General features: G+C 73.1%; 11 protein-coding genes. 7 read left to right on the top strand and 4 right to left on the bottom strand.

The genetic code is table 11. The features are described 5' to 3' along the window. Positions 1 to 74 precede the first annotated feature (74 nt). Together ADY01_RS25215 and ADY01_RS25210 are read left to right on the top strand one after the other, a co-directional pair. Complete coding sequence (locus ADY01_RS25215; protein ID WP_053171189.1) at positions 75 to 869, top strand: hypothetical protein; 795 nt, start codon at positions 75 to 77, stop codon at positions 867 to 869. Between the two features lie 80 nt (positions 870 to 949). After that, the gene (locus ADY01_RS25210) at positions 950 to 2,200 is read left to right on the top strand and encodes a phosphoribosyltransferase family protein (protein ID WP_049578095.1); all 1,251 of its coding nucleotides are present in this window, start codon (positions 950 to 952) and stop codon (positions 2,198 to 2,200) included. 17 nt (positions 2,201 to 2,217) lie between these two features. On the opposite strand, the gene ADY01_RS25205 is transcribed toward ADY01_RS25210, so the two are convergent. Continuing rightward, entirely contained in the window at positions 2,218 to 3,939 is a 1,722-nt protein-coding gene (locus ADY01_RS25205; protein WP_049578093.1) for a helix-hairpin-helix domain-containing protein, read from the bottom strand. A 102-nt stretch (positions 3,940 to 4,041) separates the two neighbouring features. Here ADY01_RS25205 and ADY01_RS25200 point away from each other — a divergent pair, with 102 nt between their 5' ends. After that, positions 4,042 to 4,650: a TetR/AcrR family transcriptional regulator gene (locus ADY01_RS25200; protein ID WP_049578092.1), complete on the top strand. Its 609-nt coding sequence runs from the start codon at positions 4,042 to 4,044 to the stop codon at positions 4,648 to 4,650. Between the two features lie 97 nt (positions 4,651 to 4,747). Here the strand turns inward: ADY01_RS25200 and ADY01_RS25195 are convergent, their stop codons facing one another. Further along, positions 4,748 to 5,764, bottom strand: coding sequence for a glycoside hydrolase family 5 protein (locus ADY01_RS25195; RefSeq protein ID WP_049578090.1), 1,017 nt, complete (start codon positions 5,762 to 5,764; stop codon positions 4,748 to 4,750). 304 nt (positions 5,765 to 6,068) lie between these two features. On the opposite strand from ADY01_RS25195, the gene ADY01_RS38415 reads away from it, so the two are divergent. The 4 genes from ADY01_RS38415 (at position 6,069) to ADY01_RS25175 (ending at position 9,106) form a co-directional block, all read left to right on the top strand. Continuing rightward, entirely contained in the window at positions 6,069 to 6,608 is a 540-nt protein-coding gene (locus ADY01_RS38415; RefSeq protein ID WP_049578088.1) for a hypothetical protein, read from the top strand. 637 nt (positions 6,609 to 7,245) lie between these two features. Then, positions 7,246 to 8,445, top strand: coding sequence for a helix-turn-helix domain-containing protein (locus ADY01_RS25185; RefSeq protein WP_049578086.1), 1,200 nt, complete (start codon positions 7,246 to 7,248; stop codon positions 8,443 to 8,445). Between the two features lie 94 nt (positions 8,446 to 8,539). Beyond that, positions 8,540 to 8,776, top strand: a complete 237-nt coding sequence (locus tag ADY01_RS25180) for a hypothetical protein (RefSeq protein WP_049578084.1) — start codon at positions 8,540 to 8,542, stop codon at positions 8,774 to 8,776. A 108-nt stretch (positions 8,777 to 8,884) separates the two neighbouring features. After that, positions 8,885 to 9,106, top strand: a complete 222-nt coding sequence (locus tag ADY01_RS25175; RefSeq protein ID WP_049578082.1) for a hypothetical protein — start codon at positions 8,885 to 8,887, stop codon at positions 9,104 to 9,106. A 32-nt stretch (positions 9,107 to 9,138) separates the two neighbouring features. Here the strand turns inward: ADY01_RS25175 and ADY01_RS25170 are convergent, their stop codons facing one another. Continuing rightward, the gene (locus ADY01_RS25170; RefSeq protein WP_049578080.1) at positions 9,139 to 9,774 is read right to left on the bottom strand and encodes a class I SAM-dependent methyltransferase; all 636 of its coding nucleotides are present in this window, start codon (positions 9,772 to 9,774) and stop codon (positions 9,139 to 9,141) included. Positions 9,775 to 9,871: 97 nt separating this feature from the next. After that, positions 9,872 to 11,605 carry a PHP domain-containing protein gene (locus tag ADY01_RS25165; RefSeq protein WP_049578079.1) on the bottom strand — a complete coding sequence of 578 codons (1,734 nt, stop codon included), beginning with the start codon at positions 11,603 to 11,605 and terminating at the stop codon, positions 9,872 to 9,874. Positions 11,606 to 11,761 lie beyond the last annotated feature (156 nt).

Raw genomic sequence — 11,761 nt, 5'->3', positions numbered from 1 at the left:
CCACCGCCGAGGCGCCGGCCGCCCCCGAGGTCCCGGACATTCCCAAGGACAAACTGCCGCGCGCCGACTGCGCGATGGACGCCGACGGCCGCATCTCGGTCGAACTGCGCCTGCCCGAGACCGAGGAGGCGCGGCTGCTGCTCCGGCTGCGGCCCAAGAAGGGCAAGGAGCCCAGGGAGGGCGAGGAGCCCCCCACCCACGCCGTCCCCCTGCGCCGGGTCTCCGCCGCGGCCGACCGCTGGCGCACCGAGCTGGACGACCAGGTCCCCGAGCTCGCCGAGGGCCGCTGGGACCTCTTCGTGGAACGGCCCGGCGCGCCGCGCCTCCGCGTGGTCCCCGGCGTGCGCGACCTCCGCGTGCTGGCCTCCGACCCGCCCCCCGCGCCCACGCTCCCGCTGGCCGTCCGCGTCCCCTACGCCACCAAGGACGGGTACCTCGCCCTCCGCGCCTGGCAGCGCCGGGCGCACGCCGAGGCGGGCGACGTGCGGGTGCGGGACGGGGCGCTGACCGTCTGGGGCCGGCTGCTCGGCGCGACCCCCGGCCGCGGCGCCAAGGTCCAGCTCAAGCGGCGCGGCAGGGGCGGCCCCACCGTGGTGGCGGCGCTGCGCGACGAGGGCGAGGGCGCGTTCTCCTTCCACCTCGTCTACGACGACCTCCCCCACGCCGAGGACGGCCCCGACCCGGCCTACTGGGACGTCTCGGTCAAGCCCTCGGCCAAGTCGGCCCCCGTCCGCGTCGCCCGTCTGCTGGACGACGTGGCGGACAAGAAGCCGGTCTTCGTCTACCCCGCCACGACCGTCGGCCCCCTCACCATCCGCCCGTACTACACCCTCGACAACGACCTCGCCGTGCAGGTCTCGGCGATGTAGCGGCGCGCTTCCCCGTGCGCCCGGGCCGGGTACGCGGTTCGATGGGGGGAGCGCACAGACAGGCTGAGGGAGGAAACGGCATGATCTTCGCCGACCGGAGCGACGCCGGGCGTCACCTCGCCCGTTCGCTGGCGCATCTGCGCGGCCCGGACACGGTGGTCCTCGGACTGCCGCGCGGCGGGGTGCCCGTCGCCGCCGAGGTGGCCTCCGCGCTGCGCGCCCCCCTGGACGTGGGCGTGGTCAGGAAGCTCGGCCTGCCCATCCAGCCGGAGCTGGCGATGGGCGCGATCGCCGAGGACGGCGCCCGGGTGATCAACCAGCAGGTGGTGAACAGCTCCCACATCGACGACGCCCAACTGGCGGAGGTCGAGCGCAGGGAACGGGCGGAGCTGGAGCGCCGTGCCCACCAGTACCGGGGCGGACGGCCGCCGATCTCGGTGGCCGGGAGGACGGTGGTGGTCGTCGACGACGGCATCGCCACCGCGGCCACCGCCCGCGCCGCCTGCCGGGCCGCCCGGAGCCGGGGCGCGGCGCGGGTGGTGCTCGCGGTGCCGGTGGCGCCCGACGACTGGGAGGAGCGGGTCGCCGGAGACGCCGACGAGTGCGTCTGCCCGGAGACCGCCTCGCAGTTCGCGGCGGTCGGGCAGTTCTACGAGGACTTCGCGCCGACGACGGACGAGCAGGTGGTGGAGTACCTGCGCCGGGGCAGTGGCCGCGAGGTCACCGTTCCCGCCGGGGGAAGGCGCCTGGGCGGCGAGCTGACCGTGCCGGAGGGCGCCTCGGCGGTCGTGGTGTTCGCGCACGGCAGCGGCAGCGGCCGTCACAGCCCGCGCAACCGCTTCGTGGCCGACGCACTGAACGGGGCGGGCCTCGGCACGCTGCTGTTCGACCTGCTGACCGACGAGGAGGAGCGGGACCGGGCGAACGTCTTCGACGTCCCGCTGCTGGCCGGGCGCCTCGGTGAGGCCACGGCCTGGCTGGAGGGGGAACTGGCGACCAGGCTGCCGATCGGGTGGTTCGGCGCCAGCACGGGCGCGGCGGCGGCGCTGTGGGCCGCGGCCGAGCCGGGAGCGAGGGCGGGCGCCGTGGTCTCCCGCGGTGGCCGCCCCGACCTGGCGGGCGATCGGCTGGCCACCGTCCGGGCCCCGACCCTCCTGATCGTGGGCGGCGACGACCCGGAGGTCCTCGACCTCAATCGCGGCGCGCAGGAACGGATGCACGCCCCCACCCGCCTCTCGGTGGTCCCCGGCGCCACCCACCTCTTCGAGGAGCCGGGCACGCTGTCCCAGGCGGCGGAACTGGCCCGCGACTGGTTCCTCGACCGCCTCTGACCCCGCGGTCCCGGCCGTCAGCGGTGGGCGCGGAGGAAGAGGCGCAGGCGGGGCCAGGGCCAGGTGTTGATCACGTCCTCGGCGGGCAGCCAGGCACGCTGGGCCGTCGCCACCCCGTAGCGGACGTTGCCCAGTTCCCCCACCGCGTGCGCGTCGCTGTCGACCGCGAACCGCACCCCGTGGCGCCGCGCCCGCAGGATGTCCTCGTCGCGCAGGTCGAGGCGGTTCGGGTGGCCGTTGATCTCCATGGCCGTCCCGGTCCGCGCGCAGGCCGCGAACACCGCGTCCAGGTCCACGTCGATGCCGCCCCGCGAGCCGATCTTGCGGGTGGTCGGGTGCCCGATGACGTGGACGTACGGGTTCTCGCACGCGGTGACCAGCCGCCGCGTCTGGGCGGCCCTGTCGAGGCCGAAGTGCGAGTGGATCGAGGCCACGCACAGGTCGAACCCGGCCAGGAACGCGCCGGGCCAGTCCACCGAGCCGTCCGGGTCGATGTTCAGCTCGGTGCCGTGCAGCAGCCGCGGGCCCGGCCGCCTCCCGGCCAGGGCCCGCAACTCCTCGCGCTGGGCGAGGATCTTCTCCTCCGTCATCCGCTGCATTCGCAGCCGCGGCGCGTGATCGGTGACCGCGTAGTAGGCGTAGCCGCGTTCGGCCGCCGCGGCGACCATCGCCTCCAGCGGGGCGAGCCCGTCCGTCAGGTCGGTGTGGGTGTGCAGATCGCCGCGGAGGTCGTCCTCGCCGACCGGCTCGGGCAGCTCCCCGGCGAGCGCCGCGTCGATCTCGCCGCGGTTCTCGCGGAGCACCGGCGGGATCCACGGCAGGCCGAGCCTCGCGTAGACGTCCTCCTCGGCCCCGGCGGGCAGCCGTTCCCCGGACCCGGCGTCCCTCAGCCCGTCCGGGCCCAGCCGCAGGCCCCTGGCCGCCGCCCGTTCCCGCAGGCGCGCGACATGCGCCCGCGAGCCGGTGGCGTGCGCGAGGCCCGCGCCCCATGAGCCGGGCTCCACCACGCGCAGCCGGATCTCCTGCCCGCCGCCGGTGGTGACGGCCGCCCTCACGCGCCCCCTGGAGGAGACCTCGGCGGCGAGCGGCAGCGCGGTGAACGCCGCCACCACCGGCGCCGCGTCCCGCGCGGCGGCCAGCAGGTCGAGGCGGCCGACGGTCTCCGTCATCCTCCGCAGCGCGCCGGCCCAGGTGGCGCGTTCACACCCCTCGACCCGGGACAGGCCCTCGGCCGCCTCGCCCGCGAGGTCGAGGGCGGCGTCGAGCAGCAGCCGGTCGCCGGCCTGCCGGGCGAGCTCGACGCCGCGCAGAAGGTTCGCCTGGGCCTTGGGGCCGAATCCCGGCAGCCCCGCGAGCCTGCCCTCGTGGATCGCCGCCACCAGCCCGTCCACGCCGGTGATGCCGCGGTCGCGGTAGAGGCTCATGGCCTTCTTCGGCCCGAGCGTCGGGATCGACATCAGCCGCCGCACCCCCGGCGGAACGGCGGCCCGTGTGGCGTCGAAGGCGGCGACGCGGCCGGTGCGCAGGTACTCCGCGATCTTGTCGGCGATGGACGCGCCGACCCCGGGGATGTCACGCAGCCCGGCGGCGTCCAGGCGGGAGATGTCGTGCGGATGCCCGCGGACGGCGCGCGCCGCCTTCTCGTAGGCGCGTTGCTTGAACGCGTCTCCGCCGGTGATCGCGATGAGGTCGGCGTACTCCCGGAGCAACGCCTCGACCTCGTCGTTCGGCCGGGCCATGGGACCGATTCTGGCAGCGCTCCCCCCGGGCCGCGACTCAGCGGGCGAGGGCCGGCGCTCGCGGTGTCCACCCATCGGTCAACATCTGTAGAGTCGTCGACCATGAGCGAACCCCCTCGCCTCACCCGGACCGAGCGCCGGCGGCAGACCGAGGCACGCATCCTCGACTCGGCCAGGAAGCTGTTCGCCCGGCTCGGCTACGAACGCACCACCATCCGCGCCGTCGCCGGGGACGCCCGCGTCGACCCGGCCCTGGTGATGCAGTACTACGGCTCCAAGCAGAAGCTCTTCGCCCGCGCCGCGGACCTCAGACTCCCGACCGGGCGCGAGGGGGAGGACGGCGATCCCGCGGGGAGCGGGCGGGACCCGGAGGCGCTGATCGAGTCCCTGCTGACCGCCCTCGGCGTCAAGCTCGACGGGCTGCCCGCCACCTCGCTCGCCACGCTGCGGTCCATGCTCACCCACCCGGAGGCCGGGCAGATCGCCCGCGAGGCCCTCGACGGGCACATCGCGGAGGTGAGCGGGGCCCTCGGGGGCGCGGACGCCAGGCTGCGCGCCGCGCTGCTGATCTGCACCACCGTCGGCGTCGCCATCGGGCACGAGCTGCTCCGCCTCGACGCGCTGCGGGACGCCCCGCCCGAGCGGATCACGGAGCTGCTGCGCCCCGCGCTGCGGACGCTGATCGCCCGGGAGACGCCGCAGGACGCGTGAGCCGGGGGCGCGCGTGAAAAAAGCCACGGGCCGCCCGGGGCGACGCCGACGCCCCGGGTGACCCGTGTTCCGAACGGCCCGCGTGGGCCGAACGGGCCTATGAGCCCGAGTAGATGGTGGCCTCCTCGGACGTTTCGGCGATGCCGTCGGCACCGTTGAAGAATCGCTCACCCCAGGGGGTGAGGGAGGCGGCGTCGAAGCCGTTGACCATGTCAAGGTACTCGACACCGCCGCCGTTGCCACTCCAGGACCAGCCGATGTAGCCGAGTCCCAACTCCCGCGTGACCGACATGATCGCGTCCTCGTCGGGGTTGCCGTCGGAGTGGTCGTTGCCGAACTCGCCGACCAGAATGGGCAGTCCCGCGTCCACGAAGCTGGTCAGATACGCGCGCACCGTCGACTCGGCGGTGAACACGCCGTACATGTGGATCGAGAACAGCAGGTTCCCCGTGGGGTCCGCCTCATACACGGTCCGGGCGTTGTCGCGCATCGTGAACGACCAGTCCTGGCCCCAGTTGGGCGCGTCCACCATCAGCGTGTGCTCGAACCCGCCGTCGCGCAGCCGGGTGACGGCGTCGGCCGTGGCCTGCGTCCACTCCTGGTAACCGGTGTTCCCGAACGGCTCGTTGCCGATGTTGACGATGACGTAGTCCTCTTCACCGGTCAGCGCGTCCCGCACGCCCAGCCAGTAGTCCGCCGCGCGGTCCAGCGAGACCGCGGCCGTGGCCTCGGGGTAGCCGGTGGTGTCGTGCACCTCCAGGACGCAGATCACGCGGTTGGCCTTGCAGTCCGCGACGATGCTCTCCACCTCGGAGACGGTCGTCTCGGGCCACTGGTCGCCGCTGCTGAGCACCACACGCACGGTGTTGGCGCCCTTCGCCTTGATGTCGGAGATCGCCTGGGTCTCCTGGGTGTACCAGGCGTGGGGGTGGTTCACGCCGCGCATGACGAAGTCGCTGCCCGTGCTCTCGACGAGACGGCCGTCCTGGACGGTGAGCCCGGTCGCCGCGGCACCGGGCGGCCCGGCCAGCGCCGCCGGAACGGCGAGCAGCAGGCCCAGCAGACCGGCGACGGCGGCGACTGCGATGGCGCCGATTCGGGTCTTCGTGGTCAAGGTCTTCTCCTCAAGGAGTCGCGTCCCGTAGGACTCCGAGTGGGTGGGGGGATGGAGACCCGCCATGGGAGCGCTCCCATAACGCACCCCATCTCAGCGACCCCATGCCCGCCGTGTCAAGACGCGGGAGGGCACCAACGCGATATGGAGACCGGTATTCCGACGCCCCCCGCACCGTTCGTCGGCCTATGGGTGGATGTGCGCACCCCCTGCGGAAACGAGGCCGCGCGCTCGTGCGGGCCCCGGCGTACACTCGCTGGCGCACTGCCGAGCGCCATGGCGAGACCCGGGGAGTACACCGCCCGTGCACGATGACGATCCGGCCTGGGGGCCGCTCCCGGCCCGGCCGGCCGCACTGCGCTGGCTGCTGCTTCTCCCCCTCACCCTGGTGTTCCTGCCGCTGTGGTGGGTGGTGTGGGTCCTCCTCGCCATCTGCTTCCTCTGCGTGGCGCCGGTGGCCCAGTTGATCGTCTGGATGGTGCCGCGTGCGGAGAACGGCGCGGTACGGATGCTGGACGCCACGCTGGGCCGGGTACCGTTCATCCCGCTCTGGTGCGTGACGCCGGTGGGGCTGGTGCGGGAGGGCGACACGGCGTACTACCGGGCGCGCGTGGACCGGCGCGTCGCGAAGAAGACCCGGCTGGTGGAGACTTCCGGGCACCGAAGCGAGTACCACCGCGACCTGGAACTCGGGGCGCACTACTTCCGGGGCGCGGGCGCCGGTCACGTCCTGCGCGTGGCCTCGGAACAGGGATGGGGCCTCCACCCTGTGCTGCGCTCGCACCCCCGGCGTCGACTCCGCCTGCGCCACGATGGCCGGCCGAGGCCGCGTCTCGGGAACTGACCTGGCGTTTGGTGGGTGGGGGGCTGGGGTTTTGCGGCTTCTACGCCTGGTCTAGGTGGCGCGGGCTTGGCCGGGTGTCGGGTTTCGTGCGGATGCACGAGGGAGGCACCTACGGGGGGAGGGTTCGTGGGTCGGGGCCGTCCCGGTGACCGGTCGGCTTGTGGGGTGGATGAGGTGGGTGTCCGGACGGGCGCAGCGGATGCGGGTGTTGGAGGGTCGGTCTGTGGGTGGTGGGCTGGGGTGGCGCGCACCCTTCGGGCCTGCCCTGGCCGCACGTATTCGTCGTCACCCGCGCGCCGCCCGGGCTTATGTAGCGGGCCGGTGGGCTCGGTTGCCCTATCGGGCATCGGAGGGCGGGGACTGTTTTCAAACGGCGCACGCTTTGTTTTCAACACTCTGTTCAAAACGAAGCGTGCCGCCACCACTGCTCGGTTGGGTAACGACCCCCACCGGCCCGAGGGATGACCAACAAGGGCGCACAGAGGCGGCAGCAACTGCGCGCCACCCCAGCCACAGCGAACAGACCGACCCTCCAACACCCGCATCCGCTGCGCCCGTTCGGAGACCCGCCTCTTCCACCCCACAAGCCGACCGGTCACCGGGACGGCGACCCCTCGGACGGCGCTACCGTTGATCCATGGCACCGCTCGGGGAACAGCTAGGACGCCTGCGCAGGATTGCTCAACTCACTCAGGAACAGTTGTCCGAACGCGCCGATGTATCGATCGACGTGATCAAGAAACTGGAGCAGGGCAGAAAACAATCCGCCCGTCTTCCGACCCTGCACGCTCTCGCCGCGGGCCTCGGAGTGGAACTGACCGCCCTGCTCGGGGAACCCCCGGCCGTCAGCGACAAACCGGCGGACCCACCGCAGCTCGTCGCCGTACGGCGGGCGATCTCTCCGCCCATGTTCGGCATGCCGCCCGAGCCCAGCGCCCCTGAGCTTTCGCTGTCGGGGCTGCGGAGCGACATCGCCGACGCCTGGACGCTCTACCACGCCGCCCGCTTCGACCCCTTGATGACCCGGCTCCCCCGCCTCATCAACGACACACGCTTTGCCGCCACGGTGGGCAGGGAGAACCAGCAGGCGGACGGGCAGGCATTGCTGTCAAAGGCACTGCAACTCGGTGGTCATCTCGCGATCCGGCTGGGCAAGACCGACCTGGCGCTCTCCGCACTGGAACGCTCCATGGCAGCCGCCGAGAAGTCCTCGGATCCCCTTCTCGCGGGCATGATCTCCACGTCGGTCGCGTGGTCGTACCAGCGCCAGGCGCGCCTGGACGACGCACGGACTCTCGCCGTCTTCGCCGCCGATCGGGTCGAGCGCGACCACACGGATACGGCGGATGGTCTCCGCGTGTGGGGTGGATTGCTCATGTCGGCGGCGACGTCTTGCGCGCGAGGCGGGGATTACGACCGGGCCAACGAGATGATGACGCAGGCGGAGAACGCGGCAGGGCGGCTCGCCAAGCTGCCGCCGACAACGAACGGCAAGCTGGTCAGCGTCTTCTCCCGGTCGTCGGTGCGGATCGAGCGCGTTCGCCTCGCCGTGCAGCACAAGCGTCCTCGGGAGGCCCTTGAGTTGGCGAAGGGCATGCGGCTGAGCAAGGACGTGCCCCCGAGTTGGCGGACGTGGCTGCTCCTGGACATCGCCAGGGCCCACACGGACTTGGGCGACGCCGGAAGCGCGGTACGGGCGCTGGAGCGACTCAACCGAACAGCCCCCGACTGGGTGCGGCATCACACACTGGCCGTCACCATTGTGCAGGACCTCTGGGCAGGGCCCGACCGACCGCCAGGTCTGCGCCGTCTCGCCGAGCTCCTCGGGGTCGACTAGGCCACGAAAAGGGGGCGTTCCGTCCCTGTCTCGCCCTCCCGTCGCGCGCGACGCTGGTAGCCGCACGCACCCGACGACGAGGGAGGCATCCCCCATGCCGACGAGTCCCACCACGACTCCCACACCCACCCCCCGCCAGGCCGCCGAGACGGCGATGAGGGAACTGGACACCGCGCTTCGCCGGCACGGCATCCTGCTGCCCTCGTTGTCCGTCGACGGCCACGCCCTCCGGGTGGGCCTGCGTCCGCTGCTGGGGCTGGGGCGAGTCAACCTCGACACGGCGAAAATGCTGACCGACGCGCTGAACTCCCCAGGCGCATCGACTCCCTGATCGAGCCGGGAGAACCCTGACTCGGCTCCCCCGCCAGCAGCCCGGCTCGATCAGGGTTCCTTTCATCGGGACCGCTCGGGGTGGACCTCGACGTGCGAGAGGAGTGCCGTGTCATCACCCGTCGGTGTCCGGGTCTCGGTCGAGGTGGACGTGTACACCGTCCGGCGCGGAGACCGGGTGATGATCGGCGGGCAACCGTTCGTCGTGTGTGACCTGCGCGAGGGGTGGCGCCTGGAGTTCGAGACGGGCGAGGTCTTCACCATGCGCCGCACCACGGTCCTGTGGGCCGCCCGGCTCATGAATCCGCGAAGCGGTCTGCGGCGCGTCTGACCCGAAGCCGAGGCCGGCGCCGACGTCGGCGGCTACCCCGCGTGCATCAGGAGGTGGCCGCGGCGGAATCGCTCGTCCTCGCGGGGCTCGCGGAGCATCCTGCCGACTTCTACGAACCCGGCCTCGCGGGCCAGCCCGGCCAGGTCGTCGACCGGCCACCGGTAGGCCGTCGTCACCTTGTGGTCGAACGCCGCCACCGGCCCGCCCTCGGACTCGAAGAAGGCGAGCAGGAGGGTGCCGCCGGGGGCGAGGACCCGGCGGAACTCGGCCAGGTACGGCGGTATGTCCCGTGGCGGGGCGTGGATGACCGAGTACCAGGACAGGATGCCGCCCAGCGTGCCGTCGGCCAGGTCCAGCGCGTCCATCGAGCCGACCTCGAACCGCAGGTCCGGGTAGGCGTCGCGGGCGAGCCCGATCATCACGGGCGACAGGTCGACGCCGAACACGTCCAGTCCCAGGTCCCGCAGGTGCGCCGTCGTCTGCCCGGGGCCGCATCCCAGTTCGGCGACGGGCCCGGCGGAGGCTCGCGCGAGTTCGGCGAACGCCGCGAGGATCGCGCGGTCCAGGGGAAGGGGGTCGAGCGCGTCGCGGGCGAAGTCGGCGTAGACGACGGCGAGGGCGTCGTAGGCATCCGCCGTCACGGAGAGGTGGGAGGGAAGGTCGGTCACGGGGGTCGACCCTAGAGCGTCCGCGACGGCGCCCGGCGACCACCCCCGCGGGGGCGGCCACCGGGCGGCCGTCGTGAGCCGCCCGAGGCGGCGGGCGTTACTCCGGGAGCACCCAGATCGGGTTGGAGTAGAACCACAGGTCCAGCCACGGGTCCGCGTCGCCGAGGACGTCGAGGGCGGGGCCCGACGGGTCCACGGAGGCGCCGTTCAGGCCGGGCTGGCTGCGGTTGCCGTCCGTGCCGCGCAGGCGGACATACGTGGGGCGGTCCACGCGGCCCAGGCGGTAGGTGAACGTCACGGAGCCGGTCGACTTGTTGACCTCGAACGACGTGGCCACGCCGGTCTCGGGGGCGTGGAAGGTGTCGCGGTCGTCCGCGGCGCCGGTGACCACGCCCCTGATGACGTCGACGCGGGCCAGCTTCGGCACGAACCGCGCCCAGTTGGGGCCGTTGGCCAGGGCGATCTCCATCGTCAGCTCGACGTGGGTGCCGCGCCGCACATGGAGGGTGCCGCCGAGTCCCGCCGAGCGGTTGCCGCCGCGGACCTGGGCGTCGAGGGCGGAGATCAGGCCGCCGTGGTCCACCCAGATCCGGCCCTCGCGGATGCCCTCCATGACGGCGGCGTAGGAGAAGCCCTGGGCGCCCACGTGGGTCCTGCTGTACTGGCCGGGCCAGAAGTCCCCGGCCGTGAGGTTGAGCCCCGAGCCGCGGTAGACGGGGTCGCCGTGGAAGCCGTTGGCCTCGAAGTCGGTGTCCTCGGGCCTGTCGGAGGTGTCGGCGTAGTTGACGTGCGAGTCGGAGTTGGCCGAGATCGACCAGCGCTTGCCCTCGGAGAGCAGGCTGTCCCACAGGCCGCCGACGGTGGCGGTCATCCAGTCGAAGCCGCCCCAGGTGCGGTAGCTCTCGGCCGGGTAGCCCGGGAAGGAGTTCGCCCCCGGGCTGCCGGTGTAGAAGCCGCGCCCGCTGCCGGGTCCGTGCGGGGTGGGGATGCCCGCGGCCTGGTGGCCGGGGGCGCCCTCGAAGCCGACCGCGATGCGCGGCTGCGCGTCGCGCCAGGCGCGGATCTCGTGGGGGGAGTCCACGCCCTGGCGGGCGGGGTGGTTGGCGAGCATCAGCGCGTCCCGGACGCGGCGGCGCCGCACCTGTCCGGCGAGGAAGTCGAGGCCGGCGATGGCCAGGGCCTCGTTCTGCGGGGTGTTGGCGCTCGCGTTGTTGACGCCGCCGTCGTAGTCGGTCTCGAACTGCTTGAGGACGTCGACCTCGTTGCTGCCCGGGTGGACGAAGACGGTGCCGTGCTCGGCGGCCGGGATGTTCCACTCCAGGCCCTGGAAGACGAGGGTGTCCTCGTGGGCGTCGCGGGCCTCGCGGATGTCGGGGTTGACGCGCTCGACGCCGATGCGCGAGTGCTGGGCGCCGCCGTGGTCGGTGATGACCATCCAGTCGAGACCGTGCCGCGCGCCGTTGCGGACCTGGTCGATCACGCGGTACTGGCCGTCGGAGCTGTACTGCGTGTGGATGTGGTGGTCGCCGGCCAGCCACAGCAGGCGGCCGTTGCCGCCGCCGTTGCCCCCGCCGCCGCGGGTGTTGCCGGGCGAGGTGGCCATCGCGGCGCCCGTGCCCGCGAGCACGCCGGCGCCCGCGACGCCCGCGCTCAGCAGGCCCGCGCGGCGCAGCATCGAACGGCGGGAGAGCTGGTCGGGGCTCAGCTCGGCGTCCGGGACCTCGGGGTCCATCGCCGCGGGCAGCGGTCCGGACGCGCCCTCGTGGGTGTGCTCGTGGCCGTGGTCAGGACCGTGGTCATGCCCGTGGCCGTGGTGGTGGTGATGCCCCATGTGTCCGCTCCCAGGTGGTTCATGGCTGAACTGCTGCCGGGGGCACTCTTGGGGCACGGGGTGAACGGTGGGTAAGGAACGGAAGGCGGCGGCCGTAACGCGTACGGTCCGCCGGACCCGGCCGCGGGAGAGGCCGCGGAGCGCGGCGTCCCGGGC

The sequence above is a fragment of the Streptomyces sp. SBT349 genome (genome assembly GCF_001083795.1).
GTDB lineage: Bacteria > Actinomycetota > Actinomycetes > Streptomycetales > Streptomycetaceae > Streptomyces.
This window is presented reverse-complemented; position numbering and strand designations above follow the sequence as displayed.

Coding starts and splice junctions, on each gene's coding strand:
- ADY01_RS25215 (WP_053171189.1), top strand. CDS start 75: ATGGACGCCGACGGCCGCATCTCGGTCGAACTGCGCCTGCCCGAGACC.
- ADY01_RS25210 (WP_049578095.1), top strand. CDS start 950: ATGATCTTCGCCGACCGGAGCGACGCCGGGCGTCACCTCGCCCGTTCG.
- ADY01_RS25205 (WP_049578093.1), bottom strand. CDS start 3,939: ATGGCCCGGCCGAACGACGAGGTCGAGGCGTTGCTCCGGGAGTACGCC.
- ADY01_RS25200 (WP_049578092.1), top strand. CDS start 4,042: ATGAGCGAACCCCCTCGCCTCACCCGGACCGAGCGCCGGCGGCAGACC.
- ADY01_RS25185 (WP_049578086.1), top strand. CDS start 7,246: ATGGCACCGCTCGGGGAACAGCTAGGACGCCTGCGCAGGATTGCTCAA.
- ADY01_RS25180 (WP_049578084.1), top strand. CDS start 8,540: ATGCCGACGAGTCCCACCACGACTCCCACACCCACCCCCCGCCAGGCC.
- ADY01_RS25165 (WP_049578079.1), bottom strand. CDS start 11,605: ATGGGGCATCACCACCACCACGGCCACGGGCATGACCACGGTCCTGAC.